Source organism: Halobacillus sp. A5 (assembly GCF_024189315.1).
Taxonomy (GTDB): Bacteria; Bacillota; Bacilli; order Bacillales; family Halobacillaceae; genus Halobacillus_A.
Window position 1 is genome coordinate 97688 of record NZ_JAIZEO010000001.1, and the last position, 15297, is coordinate 112984.

The 15297-nt window shown below is 37.4% G+C and carries 17 protein-coding genes and 1 pseudogene; 16 read left to right on the forward strand and 2 right to left on the reverse strand.

The window, feature by feature from the left end; all coding sequences use genetic code 11:
• Nucleotides 1-28 precede the first annotated feature (28 nt).
• From LF822_RS00520 to LF822_RS00535, 4 genes are read left to right on the forward strand one after another with little or no spacing between them, the layout of a single operon-like run.
• Nucleotides 29-2929: a phage tail spike protein gene (locus tag LF822_RS00520; RefSeq protein ID WP_253922016.1), complete on the forward strand. Its 2901-nt coding sequence runs from the start codon at nucleotides 29-31 to the stop codon at nucleotides 2927-2929.
• Nucleotides 2930-2976: 47 nt separating this feature from the next.
• Nucleotides 2977-3342: a hypothetical protein gene (locus LF822_RS00525; RefSeq protein ID WP_253922017.1), complete on the forward strand. Its 366-nt coding sequence runs from the start codon at nucleotides 2977-2979 to the stop codon at nucleotides 3340-3342.
• Nucleotides 3343-3360: 18 nt separating this feature from the next.
• Complete coding sequence (locus LF822_RS00530; protein ID WP_253922018.1) at nucleotides 3361-3630, forward strand: holin; 270 nt, start codon at nucleotides 3361-3363, stop codon at nucleotides 3628-3630.
• Complete coding sequence (locus LF822_RS00535) at nucleotides 3630-4604, forward strand: N-acetylmuramoyl-L-alanine amidase family protein (protein ID WP_253922019.1); 975 nt, start codon at nucleotides 3630-3632, stop codon at nucleotides 4602-4604. Before LF822_RS00530 ends, LF822_RS00535 begins: the two co-directional genes overlap by 1 nt.
• Nucleotides 4605-4767: 163 nt before the next feature.
• Here LF822_RS00535 and LF822_RS00540 read toward each other — a convergent pair whose 3' ends face one another.
• A complete protein-coding gene (locus LF822_RS00540; RefSeq protein WP_253922020.1) occupies nucleotides 4768-4950 on the reverse strand; it encodes a helix-turn-helix domain-containing protein in 183 nt (60 codons plus the stop codon).
• A gap of 412 nt (nucleotides 4951-5362) precedes the next feature.
• Here LF822_RS00540 and LF822_RS00545 point away from each other — a divergent pair, with 412 nt between their 5' ends.
• The 6 genes and pseudogenes from LF822_RS00545 to LF822_RS00570 all read left to right on the forward strand — a co-directional run bounded on the left by LF822_RS00545 (nucleotide 5363) and on the right by LF822_RS00570 (nucleotide 9816).
• Nucleotides 5363-6493 carry an FtsK/SpoIIIE domain-containing protein gene (locus LF822_RS00545; RefSeq protein ID WP_253922021.1) on the forward strand — a complete coding sequence of 377 codons (1131 nt, stop codon included), beginning with the start codon at nucleotides 5363-5365 and terminating at the stop codon, nucleotides 6491-6493.
• Nucleotides 6480-7109 carry a hypothetical protein gene (locus LF822_RS00550; RefSeq protein WP_253922022.1) on the forward strand — a complete coding sequence of 210 codons (630 nt, stop codon included), beginning with the start codon at nucleotides 6480-6482 and terminating at the stop codon, nucleotides 7107-7109. Before LF822_RS00545 ends, LF822_RS00550 begins: the two co-directional genes overlap by 14 nt.
• A gap of 86 nt (nucleotides 7110-7195) precedes the next feature.
• A complete protein-coding gene (locus tag LF822_RS00555; protein WP_253922023.1) occupies nucleotides 7196-7468 on the forward strand; it encodes a hypothetical protein in 273 nt (90 codons plus the stop codon).
• Between the two features lie 186 nt (nucleotides 7469-7654).
• Nucleotides 7655-7771, forward strand: a pseudogene (locus LF822_RS00560) (hypothetical protein); the annotation flags it as partial.
• Nucleotides 7772-8470: 699 nt separating this feature from the next.
• Entirely contained in the window at nucleotides 8471-9304 is an 834-nt protein-coding gene (locus LF822_RS00565) for an EcsC family protein (RefSeq protein ID WP_371925808.1), read from the forward strand.
• Complete coding sequence (locus LF822_RS00570; protein ID WP_253922025.1) at nucleotides 9304-9816, forward strand: MogA/MoaB family molybdenum cofactor biosynthesis protein; 513 nt, start codon at nucleotides 9304-9306, stop codon at nucleotides 9814-9816. The genes LF822_RS00565 and LF822_RS00570 overlap by 1 nt, the downstream gene beginning before the upstream one ends.
• Nucleotides 9817-9858: 42 nt before the next feature.
• Here the strand turns inward: LF822_RS00570 and LF822_RS00575 are convergent, their stop codons facing one another.
• Nucleotides 9859-10311 carry a universal stress protein gene (locus tag LF822_RS00575; RefSeq protein ID WP_253922026.1) on the reverse strand — a complete coding sequence of 151 codons (453 nt, stop codon included), beginning with the start codon at nucleotides 10309-10311 and terminating at the stop codon, nucleotides 9859-9861.
• Between the two features lie 354 nt (nucleotides 10312-10665).
• On the opposite strand from LF822_RS00575, the gene LF822_RS00580 reads away from it, so the two are divergent.
• The 6 genes from LF822_RS00580 to LF822_RS00605 all read left to right on the forward strand — a co-directional run bounded on the left by LF822_RS00580 (nucleotide 10666) and on the right by LF822_RS00605 (nucleotide 15231).
• Entirely contained in the window at nucleotides 10666-11454 is a 789-nt protein-coding gene (locus tag LF822_RS00580) for an SDR family oxidoreductase (protein ID WP_253922027.1), read from the forward strand.
• 175 nt (nucleotides 11455-11629) lie between these two features.
• Nucleotides 11630-12748 carry an alanine dehydrogenase gene (gene ald / locus LF822_RS00585; RefSeq protein WP_253922028.1) on the forward strand — a complete coding sequence of 373 codons (1119 nt, stop codon included), beginning with the start codon at nucleotides 11630-11632 and terminating at the stop codon, nucleotides 12746-12748.
• A gap of 132 nt (nucleotides 12749-12880) precedes the next feature.
• Nucleotides 12881-13390, forward strand: a complete 510-nt coding sequence (locus LF822_RS00590; protein WP_253922029.1) for a DUF4178 domain-containing protein — start codon at nucleotides 12881-12883, stop codon at nucleotides 13388-13390.
• Nucleotides 13391-13402: 12 nt separating this feature from the next.
• Nucleotides 13403-14071 (forward strand): PspA/IM30 family protein, encoded by a 669-nt coding sequence (locus LF822_RS00595; RefSeq protein WP_253922030.1) that lies wholly within the window; start codon nucleotides 13403-13405, stop codon nucleotides 14069-14071.
• A 76-nt stretch (nucleotides 14072-14147) separates the two neighbouring features.
• A complete protein-coding gene (locus LF822_RS00600) occupies nucleotides 14148-14822 on the forward strand; it encodes a DUF4247 domain-containing protein (RefSeq protein WP_253922031.1) in 675 nt (224 codons plus the stop codon).
• A gap of 13 nt (nucleotides 14823-14835) precedes the next feature.
• Entirely contained in the window at nucleotides 14836-15231 is a 396-nt protein-coding gene (locus LF822_RS00605) for a DUF350 domain-containing protein (protein WP_253922032.1), read from the forward strand.
• The last annotated feature ends 66 nt before the right edge of the window (nucleotides 15232-15297 follow it).

Sequence of the window (15297 nt, forward strand, 5' to 3'; positions counted from 1 at the left end):
AAAATAAATAAAGAAGGGAGGTAATTAATTGGCAGATTCTAAATTGCAACCATACATAATTAATTCAACCAGTGCAACAGCAGATGAAACTCCATATGGAGTAGATATGATAAATGCTCCTCTCATATGGGAAGAGTCTAATGAAGGGGAAAATGTAGTAGTTGCCGTACTTGATACAGGTATTGATACTTATCACCCTGATTTACAAGGACAGGTAATAGATGGGAAAGACTTTACAGGAACCGGATCGTATCAAGATGATGAAGGTCACGGTACACATGTGGCAGGTACAATAGCGGCAATTGCAAACGGTGATGGAGTTGTTGGGGTAGCTCCGAAAGTCAAACTACTATCCTATAAAGTTATTGATTCTGAAGGTAATAGTGACTGGAGTTGGGCAACATCAGCCATTGATGAGGCCATTAATTGGGAAGGTTCAAAGGGTGAAAGAGTACAGGTCATTAACATGTCTTTATCTGGTGCTTATGATGATCCTGACTTACATGAAGCCATTAAAAGAGCCGTAGAGAATAATATTATTGTAGTATGTTCGGCTGGTAACTCAGGGGACGGTGATGAAGATACAGATGAAATGCGTTATCCTGCTGCCTTTCCTGAGACTATTTCTGTTGGTGCTGTAGATTCAGATGAAAACATGTACGATAATCAAAGCTCAAATGATTTAGTGGATATTGTTGCTCCTGGAGTAGACATTCTTTCATGTCAAATGGGTGGAGATTATGCGACTTTAACAGGTACGTCTATGTCTACACCTCATGTTGCAGGGGCTGCAGCTTTATTATGGGCTTTATTAGAGAATCCCACTTATGATGATGTAGTTAATGGACTTTTAGACAATGCAACAGATTTAGGCTATGACGAGAATCTACAAGGTAATGGGCTTTTAAATCTTGAATACTTTGAAGACTACTCTAAAAGTGATGACGTTATTGAGTTTGAAGGCATAGAACGTACAAATCACGGTACTGTAACAGTATTTGATAGGAATTTGAAGCGTATTGGAGTATTGGAAAATGCTCATAAAATATCCTATAAGAAAAAGTTAAATGAATTATGGACTGCTTCTTTTTCATTGCCTGCTGATGATGAAAAGAAAGACTTGTGTGAGTCATTTAATTTTATTCAAATTATTGAAAAGGAAACAGGCGAATATATAGGTCTATTCCGTATTATTCCAAGAAAAACAAGGTACAAAGATGAAATAATAGACTACAAGTTAGAGCATGTTTTAGCTACTTTATTAGATGATGTCATGTTTTCGTATCACCAGTATACAAATTATTCTACAAAAGAAGTTTTACAATCTATCCTAGACCTACAGGATACAAGGAATTGGGTACTAGGAGATATTGAGTTTGAATATTTCTTTCACTACTCGTTTGAAAATGAAAATGGATTATTAGCACCTGTACTATCGATACCTGAAGCAATAAATGAACCATACCAATTTACTTATGATACAACGGTATATCCTTTCAAGTTAAACCTTGTCAAACCTTCGACTGAAGTTATCGGTGAATTACGTTGGGGTAAAAATATGGGTACATTCGATGAAAATATCGATCCTACTACGGTTGTGAATAGAATATACCCTCTTGGAGCCGGTGAAGGCGTTAACCAATTAAACATAAATGATGTTAATAATGGAGTACCATACATAGAAGATGAGCGATCCATTGAGGAATTTGGAATGCGTAAATATATATGGATTGATACAAAATTTGAAAATGAAGAATCTTTAAAGGCAAATGCTGAATCATTGTTAGACCAATGGAAAGATCCAAAATTAAGTATTAGTGCAACTGGTGCAGACTTGTCCATTTTACCTGAATACGAGTTTGAAAGGCATAGGCTAGGTGACTTGATTCGTGTTATTGCTCCAAACGGAGATACATACAAGGTTAGGGTTGTAGAAGAGTCTAAATCTGATTTAGTGGGAGCATATGAAGATATTAAGTTTTCCTTAAACAATAAATTAGATGATATTGCCACTACTCAAGCAGACATAACAAGAAAGCAGCAAGTCAATGAAGCCTATTCAAAAGGTGCTACAAATATCATGAACTACGATTATCAAGACAATGCTGACCAGGACAATCCAGCCACAATTAATTTCTTTGTAGATGATGATGTAGTAAACATTAACACTTGTGAACTTACCTTTGATACTGAAGAGTTTAGAGCATATTCTGCAGCTACTAAAGGTGGGGGAGCCATTGTTAAAAGTTCTTCAAGTGGTGGAAGTGTATCTAAATCAACAGAAGATGGAGGTTCAACTACTCAAACGAGTACGTCAGGTGGCGGTGTTAGTAAGTCTACAGAAAGTGGTGGAAGTACTACACAAACATCTAGTAATGGCGGAGAGCATAGACATGATATGTTTCAGACTACAGGTGATATAGGTGCATCAGACAGAGCTGTAGCTGCTAGTGTTGATGGAGGTACAATTTACTTAGACGGTAATACAGATACTATGACCACTTTTAGGACTTTGTCAGCAGATGGTGACCATTCACATTCTGTATCGATACCTAATCATACCCATAGTTTCAGCACGCCAGACCACAGCCATGATGTTAGTATTCCTAATCATTCTCATAACTTCACAATACCAGATCATACTCATGAAATTGACTTGCCAGACCATACACACGATGTAGAGCATGGTATTTATAAGTTATCCGAATCACCTTCCAGTGTAGAAATTACTGTAGATGGAAATGTAGTTGATTTTGATAGTACCAGTGGAGATCGAATTGACTTAAAGGATTATCTTGATAAGGACAGCAATGGGAAGATTTCAAGGCAGAGGCACACTATTGAGATTACACCAGATTCTTTAGGTCGTATTAATGCAAATTTAATTTTGCGAGTTTTTATCAGAAGTCATATAGGAGGCCAATACTAGAGAATCCTTTACAGGGTTCTCTTTTCTGTTTTATAGGGGGTGTAAGTTTGAGTGAAAAGCCTATTGAATATCAAATAGTAGAGAACAGTCAGAAGATAAAAGACCATGAAAGACGGTTGCAGAATATAGAAAATGACACTAAATCCATGAATACATTAGCTTTATTGATGGAGCAGCAAACAGAGATAAATAAAGAGCAAAATGAAACACTGAAAAATGTTAATGATAATTTAACCAGCTTAAACAACCGATTTGAAAACGTAGAGGTTCGAGTAGATGAGCTTGAAAAGAATGATCAAATCAAGAAAAAGGCAGTTAGATCTTTTTTGAAGAATGTTTTATATAAATTTGTCTTGCCGATATTAACAGGCTTATTGATTATAGCGTTGACCGTTTATTTTGGACTGCAATAAAAAATAGGAGTGAGTGGAATGGAAACCGTATTATTATTTGCTAGTGTTATTTTGCCGATTGTATCTGCTTTAATCCAGGTAATGAAGAAATCAGTGAACTTACCTAAAAATTATCTTCCATTAATAAGTATCGTTATTGGTTTACTTGTGGGAGGGCTTGCTTTTCCTTTTACAGATTTAGATTTAACTATGCGATTATGGGCAGGTTTATTTGCAGGCTTATCTAATGTTGGTGTATTTGAGTTAGTTAAAAAGCGTGAAGGATCAACAAAGGACAGTGATAAGTAATGGCTAAAATCGGATTAGATTACGGACATGGTAATAACACTTTCCCACCAGATAAAGGATTGAGGAAGGGTAATAGAGAATACCATGAACATAATTTCAACAGTAAGTTAGGACTTAAGGTTAAAAAACTGCTTGAACATAACGGCCATGAAGTAGTTGAAGGACAAAAAGCTAATAGCAAAGATGTTGATTTGACTACTCGAACAAACTTGTACAATCGAGAAAAGGTTGATCTAGTATGGAGTATTCATGCTAATGCGGGAGATAAATCAGCCTCTGGACGATGTGCTTTTTATTGGCATACAGCAAAGGACAGTAAAAAGGCAGCAGAACTATTTATAGATGAAGTTAAAAAAGCTGGCTACTCCACACATGGGAGTGGATTACATGCAAGCAAAAAAGGAAGCTGGACAAATCTACATATCTGCCGTGAAACTAACATGACGGCTGTTTTAACTGAAAATGGATTCATGACAAATAATAAAGATTTTGAGTTAATCTTTGGTAATAAACAAGAAGAATACACGGATAAAATGGCAGAGGTACATGTTAAAGCCATTTCTCGTTTCTTCGGTGAAGATTTTAAAGCCCAAACAAGCAAACCTAAATACAATCTTAAAAAGGAAGATCGTATAGGTGAGGTTGAGCTTAAACAGAAAATGAATTATCGTACTGAGCCTAATTTAGATGCTTCAATTATGAAAAAACTTCCTAAAGGTCATGGATCAAAAGGTAACTGTCATCTATATGAGGTTAAAGGTTACTGGTTACGTTTAGGTCAAGGCTGGATCAGTAATAAAGATAACAAGTATGCAAAAGTTACAATGTACAAAGACAAGCCTAAAGGCTCTGTTTATCGTGTGATTATCGATGGTAAACAAGTAGGGGCTTATGCTGATGATAAGAACGTAACTGAGCAAGTTAAGAAAGCCGTTGAATCTGGTAAAGAAAATGTAGAAGTTAAGAAAGTGTAAAAATATACCTTTGTACTTTATTACTTCTACACAAAAAAGAAAATATATACTATAATGGAAATGATTTCACCATACCAGCATCTACATAGTTTAGTGAGATGTTAAGTGGATCACCCTTTTAATCCTAGTTTGCCCTACATCATTCATTTGGTGTAGGGTTTTTTTATTCCTCATAAAGATCAGTGATTTCTACATGTAACAATTTTGCTAACTGGATAGCTTTATCTAAGGTAGGGTATGAACTTCCCTTTACCCAATTTGAAACAGTATTTGGACTAACATTTAAAATTTTAGCAGCATGACTTTTTTTAACACCGGATTGTTGAAATAATTCTTCTAATTTCATCTTCAAATTAATCACCTTTGTATTACTTCTACATTTCTTCTTGGAAACCTCTATAAAATAATTGCAAAAAACTCACAAAAATTTTATAAAGACAGGCAATCTTTAGACCATTCCACCATACAATTCTACAAAGGTATCTACCAAAGTAAATACTAATTAAAAACAAAAGTACCTACCAAAGTATCCCTACACAATTAATTAAGCCTTAAAGGTAACGAGATAAAGGAAATAAGAAAGTGTTTAAAACGGAACGAAGTGGAGAGTCCTGAAGGGGGAGTGTGAGGGGGGTGTAGAATATTCAAAACACTTTAATCAATTCTGGAGGTGGTTAATTGTGCTATCTATAATAGGTTGGTCATTAATCGGGGGAGCTTATTTATGCAATGCTTATCCAGCATTTGAATCTGTATTTTTGAAAAACCGATACAACAAAAGAAAGCTCATTGAGAATCTTTTCAAGTCATTTACGAATGGTGAATTTTATAAAAAAGTAAATGGTAATGAAATTTATCCCACATTGTTACGCTGTGATACCAAAAGAGACAATGCAACCTTTGTCTTTACTATTCCAAGAGGATTAGAACCAGATACCTTCATTAAAAAGGATTACGTCTTTAAACAACATTTTGGAAAGCATATTGATTTAAAAGTGGATGTATCCAGGGTTGTATTAAAAGTATATCCTGAAGGTTTACCTTCTGAGTTTAAGTATCGATATGACGATGTAACAGAATCAATAAAAGGCTTAAAGTTGCCTATTGTATGTGGTCAGAATTTAGAGGGGAGCATATACAGCTTTGATATGGTCACTAATCCTCACATGCTTATTTCAGGGGAAACAGGTTCAGGTAAATCGAGTGAATTGAGAAGCATTCTAACCACACTCATAAAATTAAAGAATCCAACAGATTTAAGGCTAGTGTTAGGTGATTTAAAACGGTCAGAGTTTCACTTGTTTAAAAACATTGAGCACGTAGAAGGGGTTTATCATTCTGCTGAAGAGTTACATCCAGCTTTGAAGAAAGTAAAAAAAGAAATGACTAATCGAGGCAATATGCTGGATGAAGAAGGGGTAAATTCAATTGATCAGTTAAAAGTGAAATTACCTTACATTATGGTTTGTATAGATGAAGTGGCTTTACTGAAAAAAGAAACGGATATTATGGATATTCTTGAGGAAATTTCAAGTATTGGCCGTTCACTAGGTGTATTTGTAGTCTTGTCTATGCAGAGACCAGATAGTAAGTTGCTTGATGGAAAACTGAAGGTTAATTTAACAGTAAGAATGGGATTCAAAACGGCAGACTTAACAAACTCAAAAATAATTGGCACTCCGGGAGCTGAAAAAATTGAGACTCCTGGACGTATGTTATTGAAAGTCAATTCGGCCATGCAAGAAATACAATGTCCTTTATTAGAAAATAAACAAGCAGAGAAGCTTTTGAAGCCATACAAAGTAAAGGAGATTGTAGAAGAGGAACAGCAGCCTGAAGATGATGAATATTCAAAGCTTAGGGAGTTGTTTAATAATGAAGAAACGTGATCAACAAATTATTAATGACTTAGAACGTTTTAGGGTGATGAGTCGTGATGATATTGTAGACTTGTACTTTTCTCATCTGAAGAATCCCGTAAACAATGCTAATACAGTCCTCAAACGTATGGTAAGAGACAAGCAAATTGAAGTAAGTAAATCATTTAGTCCATATGTCTATTTTCCCTACAATTCCACAATGAAAAGAAACTCCACTAAAATCCCGCACTTCTTAAAAATAGTCGATATCTACAAGCAGCTAAAACAATATATTAACGTATCCACTTTTATCGTTGAGCCTAAGTATCAAAAAGGTTTAGCTGAACCGGATATATTTACCACAATCAAAGGGACTCCATTCTTTATTGAAATACAGAGGAATGTTTATTCACAAAAAGTGATGGATAAAAAGATGAAACGTTATGAAACACTGTGTTATTCAGATGAGTTTTCAGCTTTCCCATTTATCATCATAATTACTGATACAAGGTACAAAATTAGTTCAGATGTAATTACAGTGTTTCAAGTACCGACTATCCATGAATTTATGAAGAATATCCAGAAGAAGGAAAAACCTAAAGTAAGAGAAAGCCATACTGGAGGTATTAAATTTAAAATTGGTTGATGAAATAAAAATAATGAAGGAATATCCTTTCTTTTCATAGAATAGAGTGAATAATTAACAAAATTTGCATTAAGAGGTGATACAGTATGGAAGAAAGAAATGAAGAAGCAGCAGTAGAACCTATTTGGGATACAAATTCAAATCCAAGTAATATTTCAAAGATATTGTTTTGGGTGGGAGGGTTGGAAATTGCATTAGGATTCTTTGTTGCTTTGTATATGGCGGATATGACTTACGAGGTTGGATGGACTACATTTCTAATATGGTTTTTGCCTACTTTAATCTCTGGCCTATTAGTTATCGGATTCGCTGAAGTAATAAAGCTCCTAACGATCATGACAAATAAAATGGATTCATGAAATTATACATTCATTAAATTCACCCTACAATTTGTAGGGTTTTTTTGTTTGCTATTATAATGTAGAAACTGGATGAAATATTAATTATTTGGTTGTGGATAATTAAGGTTATAAAGGGTTGTCTAACCAATACAAAAATGATAGAATGTGGATAATTACATAGTGAGAAATCACTCCAAATCCTTTCAAGTTCGTGGAAAAGAAGCGTTTGTTAACTATCCTCACTCGCCTGTAAAAGTTATGATCATTCCTACAAACGAGGAAGTCATGATTGCACGAGATACTGTGGAAAAAGGATTGTAGAAGAAAGAGGCCGGGACAAAACTGAATAAAACATAAAAAAATCCGAATGATTTCCTAGAAATCAGTTCGGATTTTTTATGTTAGAGAATTCACAGTATCGCTCCGTCAAAATGCTTCGCTTTCCGTGAGCACGGCCTTAAGCTTCCTTAGAATGCAAAGAACGCTTTACTCCGGGATCTTCGACTCGTGCTGTTCCTACAACAGTCTAAGCATCTTGACTACGCTAATCCTCTGCTTTTATACAAACGTTCGTTTTTTGACATCACTGCTTTACTTATGTCCCAGACTCGAGGTTGTTGAAAACTGTATGTAGGCGTGGTTCTCTTGATCCCTCCATGAGAATATGAAGAAAAAGGAACAGGAAAAAATACCGCTTTTCACGGGGCATGCGGAAAGACTCCTCACTGCGATCACAGGAGTCTCTCCTGTCTGCTCGCTCTAATTGTATAAAATGTATATCTTAGACAACACTTGGTTTAGTGATCTATTATCGAAAAAGGGTTTTAGGAAACGTTGAAACTCTTTTATGGGAGAGAAGGTGTTCCAAAGGGCTTATATAAAGCCTGGGGAGGCACACTATTCGCCCATGGAAAGGGGGTATTTTCCTAAAACCCTTTTCTTTTGTTCAGGGTTCAATCACCTATTTTTCAAAACAACATAATATGGATACAATAGAGATAATACCCATTAGGCGAAGGAGTGAGGCTGTTGTCTTCACGTCGAGTTTTAGAACAGATTAAGAAATGGGAAGAACAGCATTTGAATAATGAGACAAATGACTTTGAGATGATTTATTCAGATTGGCTGCAGGACTCGTTTAGGCAAATCAGTCCTAAACTCCGAAAAGATTTTTTCTCAAAGCTGGATGATTGGTTATTCCATACACATGCGTTTCTTCAGGGAACAAATTTTCAAATGGAAGCCAGGGAGAGGATATTAACGGTCGGGCGTATTTTTAATGAGGAAATTGAAGTTATGGAAGACATGCAGCAGCTCAATGTTGATCAATTAACTTACATAGCTGATCAACAAACAGCTAGAAGCCGGTTATACTCTTTTGCTCAAGGCGGGCTGACAGGTACAGGAGGAATTTTTTTATTAGGAATTGATTTTCCATTGATGCTTGCGATGAATCTTAGAACTGTTCAGTTAGTCGGCCTTACATTTGGTCATGAAATGAATCACCCTGCTGAAATGATGCTTTCTTTAAAAGTATTTCATGCAGCTACTTTGCCAAAACGTTTACAAGGAGAAGCCTGGAAAGAAATTACGGAAGAAGTGAAAAACTACCCCTCACAGTTTATATATGAAGGGGAAGAAGAACTTACTGGAGCTCCTTGGATCGAGCAGCCACTTAAACAGGTGTCAAAGACATTGTTTATATTAATGTTTAGAAAGAAGCTGTTCCAAGGTATCCCTTTAGTAAGTATGGCAATAGGAGCGCAGTCTAATTATAATTTAACAAAGAGGATATCAGAGTTTTCAACAAAATTTTATCAATATCGTCATCTACTAAAGCAGGAGGGGTTGTAATGTCAGTAGAACAACATAAACAAGATGCGCCATCAACCATTCGCTGTATGATTATTACAGTAAGTGATACTCGAACAATAGAAACAGATAGAAGTGGAAATTATATAGCTTCTGAATTAATTAAAGGGGATCATGAGATTATAGATCATCTCATTGTACAGGATGATTCTCTTAAAATAAAAGCGGCTGTCCGTCACGGGCTGGAGAGAGAGGATGTTGACGTAATCTTAACAAACGGAGGGACAGGTATCGCAGAGCGTGACGTAACAATAGAGACAGTTACTCCGTTATTTGATAAAGAGATTCCTGGATTTGGGGAGTTGTTCCGTATGTTGAGTTATACTGAAGACATTGGATCTGCTGCGATTTTATCAAGAGCAGCCGCTGGAGTAGCTGATCATACAGCAATATTTTTGATGCCGGGATCAAGCGGCGCGGTGAAGCTGGCGATGAATAAGCTTATCCTTCCTGAAGTGCCCCACATAGTAAGGGAAGTTAATAAAGATTTGTAAATTAAATCAACTCCCTCCATAACAGGAAGGGAGTTGTGTTTTTTATTTTTTTACGTTAGCTTCTCTAACGACTAGAACATCACATTCAGCGTAGCGGGTAATATGCTCTGAAACACTTCCAATAAAGAAGCGTTCCATCAGATTAAGGCCGGTTGCCCCGCAAATAATCAGATCTGCTTTAAATTTAGGCGCTACGTCTTTTGCAATTTTTACTTTTGGGGAGCCATATTCAATGTCAACGGTTACATTTTTTACACCTGCATTTTCGGCTTTCTGTTGATATTCTTCCAATAGTTCTTTGGCGTATTTTTCGGCACGAACGGCAAGTGAACGATCATAAGCTTCTACTGTTGAAAAAGCCCGGGTATCAACAACATGTGATAATATCAGTTGAGCGTCATTCCTGTTAGCTATATCAATTGCTTTTTTAAAAGCCACCTCAGCTGTTTCAGACCCGTCTACAGCCACAACTATATTTTTATATTCAAATGTCATTGTGAACGCTCCTTTCCTTAAGTTACTTATATTATATCATGTATACATTTATACCCATGATGTAATTTTATCTTTTTCTTGAACAGCCTACTTTAACCCTAAAGCTGTGAAAATGATAAGGTAAATACCATGGGGTTCTATTCTATCATAGGTCCTGAACCATGTCTGCCGCAACCCGATTGACTCTCGCGTTTCCCGCAATCATTTTCAGTCACTAATCGGTTTAATATAACCTGTACAATAGAAAACTGTTGTACATCATTTCAGGGGAATTATCAATTTTATCATTAAACTTAACAGGTCCTTTAAGCGTCTTCTATGAAATGTCATATTCATTTGTAGTAAAGTTAATTTATGCAGGGGTTTGAACAAGGAGGGCTAGATATGGGACATGCCATTATTACAGCGGGTACAAAAGGATTAGGCAGAAGGGTAACTGAACAATTTCTAAACAATGGGCACTCTGTAACGGTAACGTATCTGACAGACCGGTCTAAAGTAAATGATCTTCTGCAGAAATACGCCGGCAAAAGAGAACAAATCCAGGTTATTCAGGTAGATGTAAGAGAAACTGAAGATTTGGAGAACCTTGTGAATAAAGCAGTTGAACGCTTTGGAAGAATAGATTTTTTAATAAATAATGCTGGTCCGTATATATTTGAAAGAAAAAAACTTATGGATTATACAACTGATGAATGGGATTCTATGATACGTGGAAACCTAGATGCATCATTTCACCTGTTAAAATTAGTAATACCTTACATGCGGCAGCAAAAGTTCGGGAGAGTTATTCATTATGGATTTCAAGGAGCAGGTTCTGCTCCGGGGTGGATTTACCGATCTGCATTTGCCGCAGCAAAAGTGGGTCTTGTCTCTTTAACCAAAACTATTGCATTCGAGGAAGCAGAGTATGGAATTACTTCGAATATGATCTGCCCGGGAAATATTACCGGTGAAATGAAGGAAGGTACGATTAAAGAAAGTCGGGAGGTTAATGACATCACCACTCCAATTGGCCGTCCGGGTACGGGAGAAGATATTGCCCGAACAATTGAATTCCTCTGCCAGAAGGACTCCGATATGATTACAGGAACCATATATGAAGTAACAGGGGGACTGGATGTCATCCACAGACATCGTTGATGAAATTTGAAAATTCTAATTTTCATTCAAAGTATAGGGGAAAGCAAGCGGTTTTGTTACAATGAAAGTGCTTTCACGTAATTCGGCTATTCATGTCATATTTTTGGTGTTATAGTGGAATCGGATAGGAAAGTATTACCACAAAACTGTATAGGAAATGGGAGGTTATAACGCTGTGAAGATAGGTGTGCCAACAGAAGTCAAAAATAACGAAAACCGTGTAGCAATGACTCCAGCAGGCGTGGTCAGTTTAGTTGGAGCGGGGCATGAAGTGTTTATGCAGAAGGATGCAGGCTTAGGTTCAGGATTTACTGATGAACAGTATGTGGAAGCTGGCGCGAAAATTGCAGAAACTGCTGAAGAAGCTTGGAGTCAGGAAATGGTGATGAAAGTAAAGGAGCCGCTTCCTGAAGAATATGATTACTTCTATGAAGGTCTTATATTATTTACTTATCTGCATTTAGCACCGGAACCAGAGTTGACTAAAGCACTGGTGGATCGCAAGGTTTCAGCCATTGCTTATGAAACTGTTCAGCTCTCAAATGGTTCTTTGCCGCTCCTTACACCTATGAGTGAAGTAGCCGGAAGAATGGCTTCTCAAATAGGTGCACAAGTGTTGGAGAAAACCAACGGAGGCCGGGGTGTATTGCTTGCTGGGATTCCTGGTGTGAGTCGTGGTCGAGTGACAGTTCTCGGCGGAGGAGTAGTAGGGACGAACGCTGCAAAAATTGCCGCCGGACTTGGTGCTGATGTCACTATTATAGATTTAAATCCGGATCGTCTTCGTCAGCTCGATGACATTTTTGGTAAAGAAATTAATACATTGATGTCTAACCCCTTAAACATACATGAGGCCTTGAAACGTACGGATCTTGTCATTGGAGCCGTACTTATACCAGGGGCTAAAGCACCTAAGATAGTTACTGAAGAAATGGTAAAGGATATGCCTGAGGGTTCAGTCATCGTAGATGTAGCGATTGACCAGGGTGGAATTTTCGAAACGACTGATCGTATTACAACGCACGATAACCCAACCTATGAAAAACATGGTGTACTTCACTACTCTGTAGCTAATATGCCTGGAGCAGTTCCGAGAACATCAACGCTCGGGCTTACAAATGTAACTGTTCCATATGCTCTCCAATTAGCAAATAAGGGATATAAGAAAGCGTGTTTAGATAATGAAGCTTTATTTAAAGGCATTAACACACTAGATGGCTTTGTAACATACAAAGCTGTTGCAGAAGCACATAATATTGAATATGCAGATGCCAGGGATTTACTTAATAAATAAAGTAAATGAAAAACAGCAGAACAAACTAGCGTTCTGCTGTATTTTTATAAAAAGTAGAAAATAATGAAACAAAATGAATTCCCAACCGTAAATACAAGTACGCAGGGTCAATGGTGAAGGAGAGGTGAAAGCGTGGGCTTTTTTTCAAAACTGTTTTCTAAACAGCAGGATCAGAAGCAGGAAGTAAAAGAACGAAATGCATTAAACTTACAAATTGGAGATATTATCACGTATGATCTTGTGGATTATGAAGTAGTTGGTAAAATTACTTATCGTGATGGAGGGTATGAATGGTTCTCGTACCAATTATTAGAAGGGAAAAACATTAAATGGCTGGCTGCAGAAATGGATGACGAGCTTGAACTTGGAATCTATGAGACCATTAAGCTGCCAGTGAATTCATTTCCTGCTAAAATGGAATATGAGAGTATGACTTATCACAAAGATGAGGAAGGTGAAGCGCATGTAGTCGGAGAAGGCCGAAGCAAAAACGTGAACGGTCAAACGATCCGTTATGCGGAATACCTGTCAGAGGATGAAGAAACATATTTGTCCTTAGAATCCTGGGGAAGTGAAGTCGAAGTAAGCTATGGTTTCGACATTGAGGAATATGAACTTAAAATAATAGCTGGATCTAATTAAGGAGGAAGTTAAATGTTTAAATTTTTTAACCGTGTAAAAACCGTCGTGGGCAGTGAATTAAATTCGATGTTGGATAAAGCAGAAGATCCTGTTAAAATGCTCGAGCAGTTTATGCGTGATATGGAAAATGACATTAGAGATGCTGAGACTGCTGTAGCCAAACAAATTGCTAATGAAAAGATGCTGAAGCGTAAATATGATGATTCTCAGGCTCTTGCTGATAAACGCATGAAGCAGGCTGAGAAAGCGATTGAAGCTGGTAATGAGGACTTAGCGCGGAGAGCATTAGAGGATAAAAATAATCAGCAGGAACAAGCCGATCAATTAAAAGGTTCCTATGAAGGGGCGGAACAAGATTCCGCGAACCTTCGCAAGAAACTGGACGAAATGAAAAAAGAATATCAAGAAATGAAACTGAAGAAGGATTCACTTAAAGCCAGAGCGGAATCTGCGCAGACGAGGACGAAAATGAACCGCACGATGTCAAGTATTGGCAGTGATGAGTCCCGCCAGGGCTTTGATCGTATGGAAGAGAGAGTTATGCAGTATGAGGCGGAAGCAGAGACAAGTGAAGATTTATCGAAATCCAACCGATCACTGGATGATGAATTCGAGGAATTAGACAAAAACGACAGCGTAGATGACGAGTTAGCAGCCCTGAAGAAAAAACTAAATAAATAAATAAAATAATTGCTTACTAAATGTGCCTGGCAATCGTTCAGGCACATCTCATTTTTTATGAAGGGAGGAGACTAAATTGAAGGATTATGCTGGTCTGTTCATTGTCATTATTATTGCAGTTGTCATTGCGTTTAATTCTTTTGGATCGTTTGGAGACGGTTCTAAAGGAATGTCAGGCTCTAATGCCGAGGATACATATGAAGACTTACCAAGCGAACCGCCCCGAAGTGAGATTCTGGAGTCAATTGAACAGTCAAATACTGAATCTGTCCGTGTATTATTAAGTAATAGTTTTCCGCAGCTGGATACAGTCGAAACTGATGAAGGAAAGTCTGAAATATTTATGACTAAAGAACTAACGATGCCAGAAGTGGCCGAAGAGATTGAAGGAAAGATTGAACCTGAGGAAGTCAGCGAACGTGAAGACGGAAAACAGGTACTCGTGTATCCTGATGAATTTGTTATTCTGCAAGAGAGTGACGAGGAGCCTGGGTTAATTTTAATTGAGCTTTCAAGTGATGAATTTGTTCGGAATAATTATTCACCAAGCTTCTTCCAGGGTTTACTTGCTTATACTTTATTAAACCGTATGCTTGGGTCAAATGACTGGGCTGAACGCAGAGAGTCCAGATGTCAATCCGGCGGAGACTGTTATGGAGGTTATTCTATGTACGGAGGGTCAGGGTCTGATTCTTCAGGGTCATTTAGAGGTTCATCCAACCGGGGCGGAGGACCTGGTTCAGGAAAATAAAGGAGGAAATAATATGGAACCATTATTAGCTACAATAGGATATTTTGCAATTGGGATTGTAGTAGTTGTAATAGGATTGTTTATTTTTGAGCAATTAACAAGACAGTACAAAGACTGGGACGAAGTAAAGGCGGGAAATCAGGCCATCGCCATGTCGATCTCAGGTAAGATTATCGGGATATGTATTGTACTTTCATTCGCAATTTATCACAGCTTTACTATTTGGGATACATTGCTCTGGGGCGCGTGCGGGGTGGCCCTGCAAATGATTGCCTACCTGCTGTTTGAGTTATTTACTAGAAAGTTTTCTGTAGAAACTCAGTTGAAAGAGAACAACACTGCTGTTGGTATTATTTCAATGGGAGTATCCATTGGGATTGCTTTTGTTATTGGAGCATCGATTACATAACACCTCGCCAGAAGAAGCCGCTATGAGTTTATCCATAGTGGTTTTTAATTGGTAAGCACAGCATAG

What these genes read in the sequence shown, in the direction of transcription:
- LF822_RS00575 (WP_253922026.1), bottom strand. Translation starts at nt 10,311, where the DNA reads ATGACATTTGAATATAAAAATATAGTTGTGGCTGTAGACGGGTCTGAA.
- LF822_RS00530 (WP_253922018.1), top strand. Translation starts at nt 3,361, where the DNA reads ATGGAAACCGTATTATTATTTGCTAGTGTTATTTTGCCGATTGTATCT.
- LF822_RS00570 (WP_253922025.1), top strand. Translation starts at nt 9,304, where the DNA reads ATGTCAGTAGAACAACATAAACAAGATGCGCCATCAACCATTCGCTGT.
- LF822_RS00595 (WP_253922030.1), top strand. Translation starts at nt 13,403, where the DNA reads ATGTTTAAATTTTTTAACCGTGTAAAAACCGTCGTGGGCAGTGAATTA.
- LF822_RS00535 (WP_253922019.1), top strand. Translation starts at nt 3,630, where the DNA reads ATGGCTAAAATCGGATTAGATTACGGACATGGTAATAACACTTTCCCA.
- LF822_RS00540 (WP_253922020.1), bottom strand. Translation starts at nt 4,950, where the DNA reads ATGAAATTAGAAGAATTATTTCAACAATCCGGTGTTAAAAAAAGTCAT.
- LF822_RS00580 (WP_253922027.1), top strand. Translation starts at nt 10,666, where the DNA reads ATGCAGGGGTTTGAACAAGGAGGGCTAGATATGGGACATGCCATTATT.
- LF822_RS00555 (WP_253922023.1), top strand. Translation starts at nt 7,196, where the DNA reads ATGGAAGAAAGAAATGAAGAAGCAGCAGTAGAACCTATTTGGGATACA.
- LF822_RS00605 (WP_253922032.1), top strand. Translation starts at nt 14,836, where the DNA reads ATGGAACCATTATTAGCTACAATAGGATATTTTGCAATTGGGATTGTA.
- LF822_RS00550 (WP_253922022.1), top strand. Translation starts at nt 6,480, where the DNA reads ATGAAGAAACGTGATCAACAAATTATTAATGACTTAGAACGTTTTAGG.